Source organism: Acinetobacter endophylla (assembly GCF_053543775.1).
The window spans coordinates 76,986-91,348 of the sequence record NZ_JBLVOM010000236.1; the positions used below are offsets into that span (position 1 = coordinate 76,986).

The following is a 14,363-nucleotide window of genomic DNA, read 5'->3' on the forward strand; positions in this document are numbered from 1 at the left end:
CCTAAAATTTGTTCTGGTGACCAGTCCAAGCCAATCAAGTAATCAATATAAGCGAAGGCAAATGCTGTCATGGGTGATGAAGGACGGTACCGTCTTTGACTTGCAAATTTCGCTGCCTGTTGAGCTCTATATCCACGTTGCCCAGTATTTCTTTTTAATTCACGGTAGATGGTTGATCGTGAACGCCCTAACTCCCGAGCAAGGCTAGCGATTGAACTTTTACTTTTCAAAGTAGCATAAATTTCGTATCTTTCATCTTGAGAAAGTTGGGTGTATTTCTTCATTGTGTGCTTTCCAATTGCGAGTTGAAAAAGTCCAATGATTCTACGAATACACCTAACTTTTTCAACTAACTACAAATGTGTCGCACTTGAGATTTGAATCTGCGTTTCTAGAAAATTATCGTTTCACGACGATGGAATCGATTCCGCTATTTTGCAAGGTTTGCTGCGCGATAATCGCTGCTTCTGCAGAATCGTAAGGGCCTGAAACCACGCGATACCAGACTTTGCCATTTTCTACACTGCGTACCACATCGGCAGATAAACCATTGAGAATAATTTCGGCGCGGCGGGCATCGGCCTGATCTGGATCATCAAAGCTGCGAACTTGCAGAATATAACTGGCCGGAGCGGCAACGGGTGCTTCGCTGGCTTCTAAACCAGGCTCAGTTGTGGTCGCCTCAGGTGTAGCCACTTCAGGTCGAGGTGCTTCTACAATCACTACCGTATCCTGATTTTTGTTTTCAGGGACGGCCTGTTCAGGAATCGGCGTCACTTGCTGTTGTGGTAACAGGTCATAAAAACGATAATCTTTGTTGGTATCTTCTTCTTGGACAGATTCAGCACTTGTTTGAGTTTTCGGTTTAACCGGTTCCCATGGCTTCCAGAGCATCAGTGCCATCAAAAAACTTAACACGATTAAAATGATCACGAGTGTGCCGAGCCAGGTTGGAATAAGTGGCTTTTTAGGCTTATTCGGTCTTTCAGATACACCGCGTTGCGTTTTTCCAAACACTTGGGATTTTCCTCTTATTAATCGGGACATATAGAAAAGGCATAACAGCAGTTATACCCCTACTATCACTTCATCCTATGTGATCAGGATACAAAAGTCATCCTCTAGATCACAAATCACACAGAATTTTAATTTATCTGTATCTTCAAGCACATAGCTAAAGTTACAAAATGTCTGCTCAGCGGATAAACGGCAATGTTTTGCTTACATGCTCACTTCGAGCATAGCTCTTGTCTTGCATCAATGTAAAAGCAGTGCTTTGACTATTTACCTTCTTGCATCAATGTAAAAGCAGTGCTTTACATTTCTGCTTCGAGCCTAGCTCTCGCCTTGCGAGCATGCAAAACAGTGTTTTGCTTACATGCTCTCAGGAGCTGATACGCCAAGCAGTTCCAGACCGTTACGCAGTACCTGACGCACGTTCACTGATAACAATAAGCGTGCTTGGGTCAATTCAGCATCATCACCGAGTACTTTATTGTCGTTGTACCAGCCGTGGAATAATGCTGCCAGTTCTTTTAGGTAGTTACCGATTTGATGCGGCTCATAGCTGTTTGCAGCACGGACCAGAATTTCTGGATAGGCCGCCAGCTTGGCCAGGATTTCAGTTTCAGCATCAAGCTCCAGCTTAGCCGCTAAATTACGTGCCGCTGTAGCATCAAAGTTAACATTGGTAGAAGCTGCTTTTTCTAACATACGACAGATACGGGCGTGTGCATACTGGATGTAATACACGGCGTTGTCCTTGCTTTGTGACACAGCAAGATCCAGGTCAAAATCAATGTGCTGTTCAGACTTGCGCATCACGTAGTAAAAACGAGCGGCATCATTGCCGACTTCTTTACGCAAATCACGCAAGGTCACAAACTGGCCTGAACGGGATGACATTTGTACCATCTCGCCGCCACGCCATAGGCTCACGAACTGAACCAGAAGAACCGTTAATTTTTTCGAGTCATAGCCCAGCGCATCAATGGCCGCTTTTACACGTGCGATATAACCGTGGTGATCTGAACCCCAGATATCGATGATATCGGTATAGCCACGTTGTAACTTGTTCAGGTGGTAAGCGATGTCAGACGCGAAGTAAGTGGTCTGACCATTACGACGTTTCACGACACGGTCTTTTTCATCACCGAATGCAGTGGATTTGAACCAGATGTTGCCATCCAGTTCATACAGGAAACCACGCTGATCTAAGGTCTGTAAGGCTTCTTCAATTTTGTCTGTCAATGATTCTTCGCTGAACCATTGATTGAAGGTTACACCAAATTCGCCTAGGTCATCTTTAATATCATCTAAGATAGCTTTAAGCGCGGCTTGCAAGAATACGCGGTAGCCTGTGCCAATTAACGCTTGTGAATTAAAGATCAAACCATCGATGTGTTTTTCTTTATCGCCAGACAATACGACTTTATTACCATCTGCATCTAATTCAGCTGCAAACTGTACATCTTCAGGCACGTTTTTATACACGTCAGCCACAGGACGTACATAGGCGTCGCCATCCTGATCAATAATGCTTTGCGCGATTTCTTTAACGTAGTCACCTTGGTAGGCATTTTTCGGGAACACCAGTTCCTGACCCGTTAATTCTAAGTAGCGCAGATAAGTCGAAGTCGCCAGAATGTCCATTTGACGGCCAGCATCATTAACATAGTATTCACGATCGACTTTGGCGCCAGTCGCTTCAAGCAAGTTCGCAACCGTCATACCATACGCGGCACCACGACCATGGCCCACATGCAGGCTGGAGGTCGGGTTGGCAGACACGAATTCAACCTGGATACGTTTATCCGCATTGACCTGGGTACGACCATAAGTCGCCTGTTGTGCCTGGATTTGATCAAGGACTGCAAAGCGCTGGTCGGCATTCAGGAAGAAGTTAATAAAACCAGGACCGGCAATTTCTGCCTTGCTGATATCCGCCACTTCAGGCAGGGCAGCAAGAATTTTTTCCGCTAAATCACGTGGCTTCATAGCCGCAGCTTTCGACGCGATCATGGCAATATTCGACGCAAAGTCACCATGGCTTCGGTCTTTGGTACGCGTCAAATTACTTGTATTGTTCCAGTCAGATGGGAGTACGCCTTGTGCCTGTAAAGTGTGCACTGCATGATCGAGAGCTGCTTGTATTGCCGTATTCATAATCAGTCGAAAATAGAGATCGCAGAAAAACAGCAAATATAGCAAATTTCAGGCTGTTTAGGTAAAAGCATTTCTAGGGAATAAAAAGTAGAGGATCACTTCGTTAGAAGTTTTTGATTAAAGAAAGGGAAAATAACCGGATTAATCCCATGAAAATAAAACCAGTTTTTAGCTCAACATTTCAGATGAAAAAAACAATGCTCCACCGTACAGAATTTGGCTTATATTAGTCATCTGAAAACAGTAAAAAGAGCATGTCGTGGCTGCATCACAACGTCCGACCATTATCGGTCATATTCCTAAACTCCCTGCAAAATGGGCATTGATTATTGTGCCTTTTATCCTGTCCTGCCTGATGAGTGGCATTATTTCCATGATCAATATGCTGCGTAATCTTGGCTGGATTGATGGATTTATAGCACTCTGGTTTCATAACTGGATGATTTCCTGGGCGATTGCTTTTCCGATTGTAGTGACCTTATTGCCTTTTGTACGTAAATTCACTGGGCTATTGGTCGATATGTCCGGATCTCAGCCACCCAAATGATCATTTTTTAAATCTTAAATTTGATCTGGCTGGAGTCAATTCTTGGATATTTTAAAAGTCGGGATGTATGGGACGAATAGCGTCATCTTTAAATTAAATGCTCTACCGCCGCCCGGATAATCCCAAGCACCAGACCGATACAGGCACCGACCACGACTCCATTGACCCGGATCATATGCAGGTCGCCGCCGACTTCATTTTCAATCTTGTCGATCATCTCGCTTGAATCCCATTCGTGAATGCGCTCGCTGATAAAGCGAATGACTTTTTCACTGTACTGGTCACTCAGGTCAACCGCGATTCCGCTGAGACGTTTATTCAGCAGCTCACGTACCGAGGCATTTGAGATGATATTTTCTCCGACCTGTTGAATGGCAATTCTGAGATTTTCCGCAATACCAGAATCAGGTTTTTGCAAGTCTTCCTTGATCGCATCACATAAAATCACCACCGCACCGCTGATAAAATTCAGCACCTGTGGACTATCCAGTAAGGCATCTTTGGTTTCATTCAGACGCTGGCTGGCTTCACTATCGTTATCCGCCAGCTGTAACATCCAACTATGTCCCATGCTCTCAATTTTAAGTCGCCATGGATGATCTGGATCGGCCAGCATGGCTTCAACGCGCCCGATCACGGAATCAATACTGCGTTGCTGCACATCAATCCCGATCCAGCTAGCACCTTTGGCTAGCTTCCACACGCCCATTTCCTTAAACAGGTTACGGGTCAGCTCGCGGGTTTGTTCAGGATGCGAGGTCATCCAGGCATGCACCACATCCAGTCCGCGCTGTAGCACATCCTGATGGAAATCATTGTCCAGAACAGCATGCAGCATTTCGCTGGCCAAGGTATTGATCTGGGTATTTTTGACCCATTGCACGCTGTTGCTCTGGATAAATCCGGCAATCTGTTCCTGTCCGACAAATTCAAAGATTTTAGGAACCGTCTGCTGGATGACCTGAGTCACTTGGGCATTGTTTTGTGGATTGGCCAGCCAGCGCCCTGCAGCCAGACTCAGGTCGGTACTGTCCAGACTGCGTTGCACAATTTGCGGAGAAAGAAAATTTTCCTGCACAAAACGGCCCATCGACTCTGCAATACGAGCCTTGTTGCGTGGAATGATTTCGGTATGGTCACGTAAAAACTTGGGAATGGGCAATCTGCCAAAAGGGTTACGAAACAGCACGGTAATCGCATACCAGTCCGCCAGTCCACCGACCACACCTGCTTCTGCCGAGAGCATCAGAATATGAATGAGCCAGACATATTCTGGTAGCAGTTTGGCTGCAACCATCAATGCCAACCAGGTCAGTACGGCGACCACCAGGGCGATGGTCGCGAAACGTTTACTGCGTTGTAAGCTCGGGGAGATACTCTCTGTCTGCATAGATCATCCTGTCAGGAGGGATTGGCCGGTTGCGGTTGCAGCACTGCACCGGATGGACTTAAACCATATTTAGCCCCAAGTGACTGTAAAATCAAGCGGGCATCAAAAGCATCTTGAGGCGCCTGACTGGCCTTGAAGCATTCAATGGTGTAGGCCACCTGGGCAGGATCCAGAGTCACGGTATAAGGACGGTCATAGAATGGGTCCGGCCAGAATCCCGGATATCGGCGGTAATAGCCGTACGGATAAAAGCTCGGCGCCGGATAGACGATGGCTTGCCGTGGAGGTTGCTGGGTGCGGTTACTTGGATCATTCAGTACTCTGAAGAACTGAAAGCCATTTTGTACGGTAGTCTGTGCGGCTTTGAGCAGGGTAATTTCTTCCGCCGTTCCAAAACTCATGTTGGGGCGGGCCTGAAAGCTGATGCGGTAAGTGTTGCTATTGAGGGGAGTGGTACTGTAGCGACCTAACTGATCAAATGTTAAGGGCTTTGAAGGTGTCGTTGCACAGCCAGTCAGGCTGATGGCAGCAATCATACTCAATCCCAGTAGCATGTTTTTCATGTTCGATCTCCTGATGCAATGATCCAGTCCAAACAGCCGGTCTTAAAAAATCTTAAAAACTGCTATCGGGCTGGGTCAGGAAAGTAAGTTCTTCATCGGTCGATGCACGACCCAGAATCTGGTTTCGGTGCGGGTAACGTCCAAAGCGGTCAATAATGACCTTGTGCTTTTTCTCGAATTCCAGATTGGTCGGATTGCCCAGACGCTGAAACAGTTTTAAGGCGAATTCATGAATCAGTTTGGATTCGCTGTGCATAAATGGCATATACAGAAAGGCACGCTGTTCCGGACTGAGCTGTTGATCCAGGTTCAGGCTGATGGCTTCCTGAGCCAAGGCCAGTGCCAGACTGTCTTGGGCGAAAGCTTGGGGAGAATCACGGAATAAATTTCGTGAAAATTGATCTAGCACAATAATTTCGGCCAGCCGGCCTTCTGCGGTTTTACGCCAGCCCCAAAGTTCAGCCTGGGCTGCCTGCTGATGGGTGCTCATGAACTGCTGCGCAATACTTTGGTCGAATTCATGACTTTGGCTAAACCATAAGGGCTGGCTGTCCGCATGAAACCAAAAGTCTAAAATATCTTGATAATTCATAATATTTACAATTCATTAGCATCTATTTGTTAATAAAATCACAAATTTTCCATGTCTTATAGAGGAAGTTTGTGTTAAAAATTTGCCAAATTAAAAATCAATGGTTTGCCTGAAAACTAGGCAGCCTGTCATATGCCGGCACGAAATCACGTTATACTGATTAAACCGATGATTTTAATTTAATAATTTAGCCCCCTTAAGCGAGATTGTAATGAGTCAACCTGAATCGACTTCCCAAAATGTGTTACCGACCTGGGTCGAGTCGTCACTCATCAAAGGCATGTTGCGTGGTATCGAGCGTGAAAGCTTACGTATGCAAAGTGATGGTTTCCTGTCACAGGCAGCGCATCCTCGTGCCTTGGGTTCAGCCTTGACTCATCCACATATCACCACGGACTATTCTGAAGCATTGATGGAGTTTATTACTCCGCCACAGGACAGTATTAAAAAAGCGCTGGACTATCTCAGCGATATTCATGCGATTGTCCATCGTCATCTGGAAAATGATGAAAAGCTCTGGCCTTTGTCGATGCCGTGTATGCTGGACAGCCGCGATGACAGCATTCCGCTGGCACAGTATGGCAGCTCGAATATCGGCCTGTTTAAAACCTTGTATCGTCATGGTTTAGGCGTGCGTTATGGTCGCCGTATGCAGACGATTTCAGGCGTGCATTACAACCTGTCTTTCCCGGATCATCTGTTCGAGGCCTTACAACAGCAGGAACAGGACGAGGCGCTGCAAGCATTGAGCTTGCAGGATTATCGCAGTCATCGTTATATGGGCCTGATCCGCAACTTTATTCGTCTGACTCCACTGGTGATGTTCCTGGTGGGGGCCAGTCCGGCGGTTTGCCAGTGCTTTATGACTGGCCGTGATCATTTCTTGCTGCCATTGGTGAAAGGCACCTTGTATTCGCCTTATGCGACTGCGCTGCGTATGGGACGTTTTGGTTATCAAAACTCTGCGCAGAAACAGCTCGGTATTCACTACAATAATTTGCAGGACTATCTGGACGGGCTGCAAAAAGCCGTCAAAACGCCGTATAAACCGTTTAGTCGTCTGGGACTGGATGATGCCAATGGCCAGCCGATCCAGATCAATGATCATGTGCTGCAAATCGAAAATGAATATTACAGTCTGGTGCGTCCGAAACAGGTGCCGATCGCGGGTGAAACGCCGTCACAGGCACTGGAAAATCGTGGGATTGCCTATGTCGAGCTGCGCGCAGTCGATGTCAATCCATACAGCCCGATTGGCATTAATGAAGATACGGCCGGTTTCCTTGAAGTGGTAGCCTTGTACTGTTTATTGCAAGACAGTCCGGCGCTTCTTAGTGATGAACAGGATATTATTGAGCAGAATCAAGCCGAGGTCGTCAACCGTGGCCGTGCGCCAAATGCCGCAATTATGGAAAATGGCCAGTCTTATCCGATTGAAGACTGGTGTGCCATGCATTTGCAGCGTATGCATCCCTTGGCCAAGCTGTTAAATTCGGCCTATGACAGTACTCTATATACTGATGCTTTAAAAACCATGATGATCCGGGTCGATGAAGTCGATGCCACCTTGTCTGCTCTGGTGGTCGGGGATACACGTGAGCAGGGCGGTATGTGGCATTTTGGCCAACATCTGGCCCAACAGCACAGCAGTGTCTATGAAGAACATCAGCTCAGCCCGGAAACCCTGGCTTATTTTGAAGAAATGTCACAAAAGTCATTGCAGCAGCAACAGCAACTCGAGCAAGATAGCAGCGTCAGTTTTTCTGATTATTTAGCCCAATATCGATAAAAAAATAAGAGGATTCACCATGCAATGGGGTTATCGCTTCGTGAGTGGTATGTTGTTTCTGGCTGCTGTCATCGGCATGGCATTTGCCTTATATCTTGAGCATGTACAAGGTCTGGCGCCTTGTCCGCTCTGTGTGTTTCAGCGTGTCGGATTAATCGGACTCGGGATCATCTCACTAATCGCATGCCTGCATAATCCTGCATCCAATGTCATGAAGCGGCTGTATGCCTTGCTGGGTTCGCTCAGTATTTTGTGGTCTGTGGGCGTGGCTGCGCGTCATGTCTGGTTACAGAACCTGCCACCGGATCAGGTACCGAGCTGTGGTCCCGGTCTGGAATACTGGCTGGAAACCCTGCCAATGCAGTCCGTACTGCAGCAGGTCTTAAATGGTTCGGGGGAATGTGCTGCGATTGACTGGACTTTCTTGGGTCAGTCCTTGCCTGTCTGGTCTTTGATCTTCTTTAGTATTTTATTGCTGGTCAGTTTATGGCAATTGCTGCGTAAATATAAAACCGTAGCGGTTAAACGACTCAGAGATAAATATTAATTCCGCATTTAAAAAAAGTCCTCAATCGAGGGCTTTTTTATTTTGCTTAAGTTTAGGTCAGGGCAATGCCTTCCAGACTGTCCAGATCCATCACATATTCATGAATCTGATCAAAGGCTTCATCTTCTACACTTGGATAGAACCAGCGCGCCACCTGCTCGGCCACCAGCGGATGATACTGAATTTCAAAATGGTTCAGGCCATAGAAAATCGCCTTGTTTGCATCTGGGACTTTGAGCTGAAAGCGCGGATTGGGATGCTCGCCCAAAGCACTTTCAATACTGACCAGATAATCGCCAATCACATGCAAGGTCTTGTTCTTGCGGTTTTCAAACTCGATGGTGCCGGCGACCAGATAGGTATCGATATGAGATGGAATCGGGGCAGGTTTACGGTGATCGTCCATAAAGCCGATCCGAAGCGGATTATGCTCCCAGTCATCATCTCGGACGCTACCATGGCGTAAATCCAGAATACCGTTACTGCGAATATTGACCAGATGGCCAAGCAACCGGATCAATGGAAAATGTCCGAGTTTGTCCTGCAAGCTAAAACCAAAACGTTCCAGTACCGCACCATGATGCGGTGAACCCAGACAGACTAGATTTTCCACCATATTGACCCAGCTATAGACATTCTGCTTGCCATAAAACAGCGCACCACGAGAGACCAGACCACCCATGCTATGCCCGATCAGGTCAATACTGGTAATTCTCGGATTGCGAGCAATCAGATCCTGTAAGGTATTCGCCAGACTTCGACCATTGGCAGAAATCCGGCGTCCAGTATTGTAATTCAGATAGAGCATGGTATTGCGGTCACGCTGCGCCAGTAATTTTGCCCCAATGCCCTCATATTTGCGATTTGACCAGTCTAAATGGTTCATGCATAAGCCATGTACAAACAAAGTAATACGACCGCTTAGCTCACCTTTTTGCAGCGAGCCATAATGGTCATAGATCACCATCGGCAAGGCCAGAGGATTCTGATATTTCAGCAGATAATCCCCGATAATGCCATTTAAGACACTGACCAGGAAATGCAAGGAAGGTGTCAGCGGTTTATTATGCAGTTTAGGAAAGCGTTCAATAATCTGGCGCAAAGCAGGGGCAATCAGGGTATTGCCGTAATGAAACAGCATGTCATAAGACATTTGATAGAGCCGCACAATCGACGGAATACTCTGAATTTTTTCAGAATTATTTTCACTTAAACCGAAAATACTCATTAAAATTTCGCGTTGAATACTCTTGATCAGCTCCTGGATCACATCGTTAAAGCGCATCGTTACCAGCTGCGCCAGACCTTCCAGTACATCGGCCTGACTCGGCGGGGTTCGATCCCATCGACAATAGGTTTCATGTAACGGTGTCAAACTTGGCATCTGATCCTGTCCTTTCAATGAGCCGCATGTGGTGCCATCTTTCTTTTTAAAGAACTTCGCGGTATAAATTCTTTTTCTTGTTGAGTTTCCTGATTTTGAGGGCCTCAGCTTAAAATAACGAGAATGAGAGAAGATTTTGAGCTTTTTTGTCAGACAATTTAAGCAATTAACTGGTCTTATAACGTAGTGTACTGCACATTTTTAAAATTAAATTTTAATGATTAATGGGTTTTTTGTTGGTAGTTCATGAATATCATTTATTTGCATGGTTTTAAGAGTAATTCGAACTCGATCAAGGGGAAATTGCTGCAACATTACTGTGCAAAGTATCCTGAAATTCAGGTACATTTACCCGATTTAAACATGTCACCGAAGGCTGCCATTGCGTATGTTTCTGGCCTGATTGAATCGATGCATGATGTGGCGTTACTGGGCAGCAGTCTCGGCGGATTTTATGCGACACATCTGGTCGCACAGCATGCTGTGCCTGCTGTACTGATCAATCCGGCTATGCGACCATGGCAACTGTTTCGTGAACTATTTGATGAGCAACTGCCTTATCAGGTTCATCCGAAATGGTGTCTGGATGAAGCAGATCTGGTACAACTCCAGCAATTGGCCCTGCCTGTTGCACAAGATGCAGACAAAATACTGGTTCTGCTGCAACAAGGCGATGAAGTTTTGGATTATCGTGAAGCACATCGTTATTATAGTGCTGCGCATCCCCCTGCAATACTGATGACTGAAGCGCATGGCAGTCACGGGATGGATGATTTTGCGGAAAAAATTCCGTTCGTCTTACAGTTTTTATTGGACTGCATAAAAAAGGAAACCGAATAACGTGTCTCAATATACGGCTCAATCTCTTGAAGTTTTATCTGGTCTGGATCCGGTCCGTCGTCGTCCGGGCATGTATACCGATACTTCTCGTCCCAACCATTTGGCACAGGAAGTGATTGATAATGCTGTCGATGAGGCACTGGCAGGACATGCCAACAAGATTACCGTCACGGTCTATAAAGATGGTTCTTTATCAGTCGAAGACAATGGCCGTGGGATGCCGGTGGATATTCACCCTGAATACGGCCAGAGCGGTATTGAAATTATCATGACCAAACTGCATGCCGGCGGTAAGTTCAGCACCGATAACTACCAGTTTTCCGGTGGTTTGCATGGCGTCGGAATTTCAGTGGTCAATGCGCTTTCGACCCGGGTAGAGGTTGAAGTTCAGCGTCAGGGCAATCTGTATAAAATGGCCTTTGAAAATGGCGAACCGGTTGCACCGCTTGAAGTGCTGGCAGGTAAGGCACCGAAACGGGTATCAGGAACTACGGTACAATTCTGGCCTAAAGCCAAATATTTTGATTCGCCTAAATTTGCCTTAAAAGCGTTAAAACATAATCTCAAAGCCAAAGCTGTTTTGGCGGCGGGTTTACAGATCAATTATGTTGATCAGATCAATGATGAAAAGATTACCTGGCAGTTTGAAAATGGTCTGGTTGATTATTTGATGGACGAGCTGGAAGACCGCGAAATTATTCCGGCACCGGCGTTTGTTGCCACAGGCGATGCGGAACGTGCCAGCGCAGAATTTGCAATTTGCTGGAATGTCGAAGGGGGTGAAAGCGTCCAGGAATCTTATGTCAACCTGATTCCGACCGCACAAGGCGGAACGCATGTGAATGGTCTGCGTTCAGGCGTCACCGATGCGATGCGTGAATTCTGTGAACTGCGTAATTTGCTGCCGCGGAATATGAAACTCTCTGCCGAAGATGTCTGGGACGGCGTCAATTATATCCTGTCGCTGAAATTTCAGGAGCCGCAATTCTCAGGTCAGACTAAAGAACGTCTATCGAGCCGTGAAGCAGCTGGAATTGTGCAGAATATTGCCAAAGATGCCTTTGCATTATGGTTGAACCAGAATTCTGACATCGCCATGCAACTGGCAGAAATGGCCATTTCCAAAGCCGGTCGCCGTCTCAAAGCAGCGAAAAAAGTAGAACGTAAGAAAATTGTCGCGGGTCCAACCTTGCCGGGGAAACTGTCGGACTGTGTAGGCCATGATCTGGATCAGTCAGAACTGTTTATTGTGGAAGGGGATTCTGCGGGTGGTTCGGCCAAGCAGGCGCGTGATAAGAACTTCCAGGCGATTATGCCAATTCGTGGAAAAATCCTGAATACTTGGGAAGTCTCTTCTGACGAAGTTCTAGCATCGCAGGAAGTACACAATATTGCGATTGCCATTGGCGTTGATCCGGGTTCGGATGACTTGTCTGAACTGCGTTATGGCAAGGTCTGTATCCTGGCGGATGCCGACTCGGATGGTTTGCATATCGCGACTTTGCTGTGTGCCTTGTTTGTAAAGCATTTTCCTACACTGGTCGAGGAAGGGCATTTATTTGTAGCGATGCCGCCATTGTTCCGAATCGATGACAACAAAGATGTGCACTATGCTCTGGATGAAGACGAGCTGAATAGCATTCTGAAAAAATGTAAAACCAAGAATCCGCAAATTACCCGATTCAAGGGACTGGGTGAGATGAATGCCAGCCAGTTGCGTGAAACCACCCTTGATCCAAACACGCGGCGTCTGGTGCAACTAGATTTAGATGATGCTCATCATACTGCAAGTTTACTGGATAAATTGCTGGCAAAAAAACGTGCCAGTGACCGCAAAGACTGGTTAGAGCAAAAAGGTAATCTGGCAGATCTGGTGGTTTAAACTACCGATTTTAAGCAATCAAAAAATCCCGCCAGAGCGGGATTTTTTATGAATAAAGATTAGACATCGCATAAAGAACAGTTAACGCCGCGGCAATTATGTAAAACCGAGCTGCGTGCGCTATTTTTATTGGTACCGGGTCCTTCTACCAGAGGCCCTGCAAGTTTTTCTGCGCCTGAACCCGGACGCCATTTGCTTTTCATATTGATTTTTTGATGACCGGTGATCATCGGTTTAGCTAAAGTCTGCTGTTGGCAATAATTACATTCAATCGTATCGGTTGAGATACGGGCAATTGGAACCCGTTGTTCAAAAATTCCCTCGCAATGCTCACAGCGGAAATCATATAACGGCATTTCTGTACTCCTGTCGCATGAAGGCCTCAAATTAAAAAGACGGGTAGCCGAAGGCTTTAGGTTGGATGACTACCCGTTGTGAAGCTAAAACAACAATAAATTGTAAAACTAGCGTTTATGCCCCCAGAATTTGTCATCGTTCAGTGCACCCTGAGGAAGGATGTTCTGCTCGAAGATTGAAGTTGGCAGAGATACGGTACATGCACAATTTGGAATATCCACGATGCCACCGATACGGCCTTCAACTGGTGCGGCAGTCAGCAACATGTATGCCTGTGAGCCAGTAAAGCCAAAGTTTTCAAGGTATTTAATCGCTTTTAAACACGCCTGACGATACGCTACAGTGGCATCCAGATAATGGTTAACGCCATCTTCAACGCTGATGCCTTCAAAGGTCAGCCACTGGTCATAAGCCGGACGGACATTACTTGGCACAAAGATTGGAGAATCAATATTATATTTCTCCATACCACCTTTGATCAGGTCGAAGCCGACACGGGTAACACCGTCCATTTCGATCGCGCCACAGAAACCGATTTCACCGTCTCCTTGAGAGAAGTGCAGATCGCCCATCGAGAAACCGGCACCTTTTTGATAAACAGGGAAATAGATACGGCTACCTGCTGCCAGGTCTTTAATGTCCGTATTTCCGCCATGTTCACGTGGTGGAACAGTGCGCGCAGCTTCTGCTGCCATACGGTCGAATTCGGCACCTGTTACGCCACGCAAAACGGCAGTACGCGGATCAGGTGGGTTGGCTTGGCCTTTAGGCACCAGTAGTGCCTCACGACGGTTCCACTCTTTTAGCAGGTCATGTGAGGGTAAGGTTCCCATCAGGCCTGGGTGTTTGAGGCCGGCAATACGAACGCCCGGAATATGACGTGAAGTTGCAAATAAACCTTTTAAGTCCCAGATGGCTTTATCAGCTTCAGGGAAATAGTCAGCCAGGAAGCCACCACCATTTTCCTTGGCAAATACACCAGAGAAACCGACATCTGAAATTGGCTGGATGTCGAGCAGGTCAATTACCAGTAAGTCACCTGGTTCAGCACCTTCTACATAGAAAGGACCGGTTAATGGGTGGGCACGGGTCAGGTCGACATTTTTGACATCAGAAATGTCATCGGTATCTTTAATCTGCGCATCCAGGAAATCCAGACTTTCAATCAGGATTTCTTCACCCGGTTTTACCGAAGTCAGAAATGGCAAATCCGGATGCCAGCGGTTATGTCCAATTTCCGCCTGTTCTGCCAGCGGAACTCCCGGTTTAATTTTAATATGTTGCATGTTTTATCCCCTGTGTTGAGG

The 14,363-nt window shown here is 46.6% G+C and carries 14 protein-coding genes; 5 read left to right on the forward strand and 9 right to left on the reverse strand.

Annotated features, from left to right (window positions below):
* The 3 genes from ACNPNW_RS08575 to argS form a co-directional block, all read right to left on the reverse strand.
* Positions 1–284: helix-turn-helix domain-containing protein (locus tag ACNPNW_RS08575; RefSeq protein WP_448766646.1), on the reverse strand; the 284-nt coding region annotated here is incomplete at its 3' end.
* 115 nt (positions 285–399) lie between these two features.
* Entirely contained in the window at positions 400–1,017 is a 618-nt protein-coding gene (locus tag ACNPNW_RS08580) for an SPOR domain-containing protein (protein ID WP_005245641.1), read from the reverse strand.
* A gap of 357 nt (positions 1,018–1,374) precedes the next feature.
* Positions 1,375–3,165, reverse strand: coding sequence for an arginine--tRNA ligase (argS, locus tag ACNPNW_RS08585; protein ID WP_004729091.1), 1,791 nt, complete (start codon positions 3,163–3,165; stop codon positions 1,375–1,377).
* A 259-nt stretch (positions 3,166–3,424) separates the two neighbouring features.
* Between argS and ACNPNW_RS08590 the strand changes: the two genes are divergently transcribed.
* Positions 3,425–3,712: a DUF2798 domain-containing protein gene (locus ACNPNW_RS08590; RefSeq protein ID WP_004729094.1), complete on the forward strand. Its 288-nt coding sequence runs from the start codon at positions 3,425–3,427 to the stop codon at positions 3,710–3,712.
* A gap of 88 nt (positions 3,713–3,800) precedes the next feature.
* Here the strand turns inward: ACNPNW_RS08590 and ACNPNW_RS08595 are convergent, their stop codons facing one another.
* The 3 genes from ACNPNW_RS08595 to ACNPNW_RS08605 are packed head-to-tail and all read right to left on the reverse strand — an operon-like array spanning position 3,801 to position 6,257.
* The gene (locus tag ACNPNW_RS08595) at positions 3,801–5,102 is read right to left on the reverse strand and encodes a DUF445 domain-containing protein (protein WP_448766884.1); all 1,302 of its coding nucleotides are present in this window, start codon (positions 5,100–5,102) and stop codon (positions 3,801–3,803) included.
* An 11-nt stretch (positions 5,103–5,113) separates the two neighbouring features.
* Positions 5,114–5,665, reverse strand: coding sequence for a CC0125/CC1285 family lipoprotein (locus ACNPNW_RS08600; protein ID WP_148335211.1), 552 nt, complete (start codon positions 5,663–5,665; stop codon positions 5,114–5,116).
* Between the two features lie 52 nt (positions 5,666–5,717).
* Positions 5,718–6,257, reverse strand: a complete 540-nt coding sequence (locus tag ACNPNW_RS08605; protein WP_004281270.1) for a DUF924 family protein — start codon at positions 6,255–6,257, stop codon at positions 5,718–5,720.
* A gap of 211 nt (positions 6,258–6,468) precedes the next feature.
* On the opposite strand from ACNPNW_RS08605, the gene gshA reads away from it, so the two are divergent.
* Positions 6,469–8,046 (forward strand): glutamate--cysteine ligase, encoded by a 1,578-nt coding sequence (gene gshA / locus ACNPNW_RS08610; RefSeq protein ID WP_005245643.1) that lies wholly within the window; start codon positions 6,469–6,471, stop codon positions 8,044–8,046.
* A 19-nt stretch (positions 8,047–8,065) separates the two neighbouring features.
* Positions 8,066–8,593: a disulfide bond formation protein B gene (locus ACNPNW_RS08615; RefSeq protein ID WP_004729102.1), complete on the forward strand. Its 528-nt coding sequence runs from the start codon at positions 8,066–8,068 to the stop codon at positions 8,591–8,593.
* Positions 8,594–8,645: 52 nt separating this feature from the next.
* On the opposite strand, the gene ACNPNW_RS08620 is transcribed toward ACNPNW_RS08615, so the two are convergent.
* Positions 8,646–9,977: a PGAP1-like alpha/beta domain-containing protein gene (locus ACNPNW_RS08620; protein WP_448766885.1), complete on the reverse strand. Its 1,332-nt coding sequence runs from the start codon at positions 9,975–9,977 to the stop codon at positions 8,646–8,648.
* Between the two features lie 246 nt (positions 9,978–10,223).
* Between ACNPNW_RS08620 and ACNPNW_RS08625 the strand changes: the two genes are divergently transcribed.
* Positions 10,224–10,817, forward strand: coding sequence for a YqiA/YcfP family alpha/beta fold hydrolase (locus ACNPNW_RS08625; protein WP_005105323.1), 594 nt, complete (start codon positions 10,224–10,226; stop codon positions 10,815–10,817).
* Between the two features lies 1 nt (position 10,818).
* Positions 10,819–12,699 (forward strand): DNA topoisomerase IV subunit B, encoded by a 1,881-nt coding sequence (gene parE / locus ACNPNW_RS08630; protein WP_448766886.1) that lies wholly within the window; start codon positions 10,819–10,821, stop codon positions 12,697–12,699.
* A 59-nt stretch (positions 12,700–12,758) separates the two neighbouring features.
* On the opposite strand, the gene ACNPNW_RS08635 is transcribed toward parE, so the two are convergent.
* Both ACNPNW_RS08635 and fmdA read right to left on the reverse strand, forming a co-directional pair.
* Positions 12,759–13,055 (reverse strand): FmdB family zinc ribbon protein, encoded by a 297-nt coding sequence (locus tag ACNPNW_RS08635; protein WP_044108806.1) that lies wholly within the window; start codon positions 13,053–13,055, stop codon positions 12,759–12,761.
* Positions 13,056–13,163: 108 nt separating this feature from the next.
* The gene (fmdA, locus tag ACNPNW_RS08640) at positions 13,164–14,342 is read right to left on the reverse strand and encodes a formamidase (RefSeq protein WP_001163819.1); all 1,179 of its coding nucleotides are present in this window, start codon (positions 14,340–14,342) and stop codon (positions 13,164–13,166) included.
* Positions 14,343–14,363 lie beyond the last annotated feature (21 nt).

Excerpts from the sequence above, each read along its gene's own strand:
- fmdA (WP_001163819.1), bottom strand. The coding sequence starts at position 14,342 with ATGCAACATATTAAAATTAAACCGGGAGTTCCGCTGGCAGAACAGGCG.
- argS (WP_004729091.1), bottom strand. The coding sequence starts at position 3,165 with ATGAATACGGCAATACAAGCAGCTCTCGATCATGCAGTGCACACTTTA.
- ACNPNW_RS08600 (WP_148335211.1), bottom strand. The coding sequence starts at position 5,665 with ATGAAAAACATGCTACTGGGATTGAGTATGATTGCTGCCATCAGCCTG.
- ACNPNW_RS08615 (WP_004729102.1), top strand. The coding sequence starts at position 8,066 with ATGCAATGGGGTTATCGCTTCGTGAGTGGTATGTTGTTTCTGGCTGCT.
- ACNPNW_RS08625 (WP_005105323.1), top strand. The coding sequence starts at position 10,224 with ATGAATATCATTTATTTGCATGGTTTTAAGAGTAATTCGAACTCGATC.
- ACNPNW_RS08595 (WP_448766884.1), bottom strand. The coding sequence starts at position 5,102 with ATGCAGACAGAGAGTATCTCCCCGAGCTTACAACGCAGTAAACGTTTC.
- ACNPNW_RS08620 (WP_448766885.1), bottom strand. The coding sequence starts at position 9,977 with ATGCCAAGTTTGACACCGTTACATGAAACCTATTGTCGATGGGATCGA.
- ACNPNW_RS08605 (WP_004281270.1), bottom strand. The coding sequence starts at position 6,257 with ATGAATTATCAAGATATTTTAGACTTTTGGTTTCATGCGGACAGCCAG.
- ACNPNW_RS08635 (WP_044108806.1), bottom strand. The coding sequence starts at position 13,055 with ATGCCGTTATATGATTTCCGCTGTGAGCATTGCGAGGGAATTTTTGAA.
- gshA (WP_005245643.1), top strand. The coding sequence starts at position 6,469 with ATGAGTCAACCTGAATCGACTTCCCAAAATGTGTTACCGACCTGGGTC.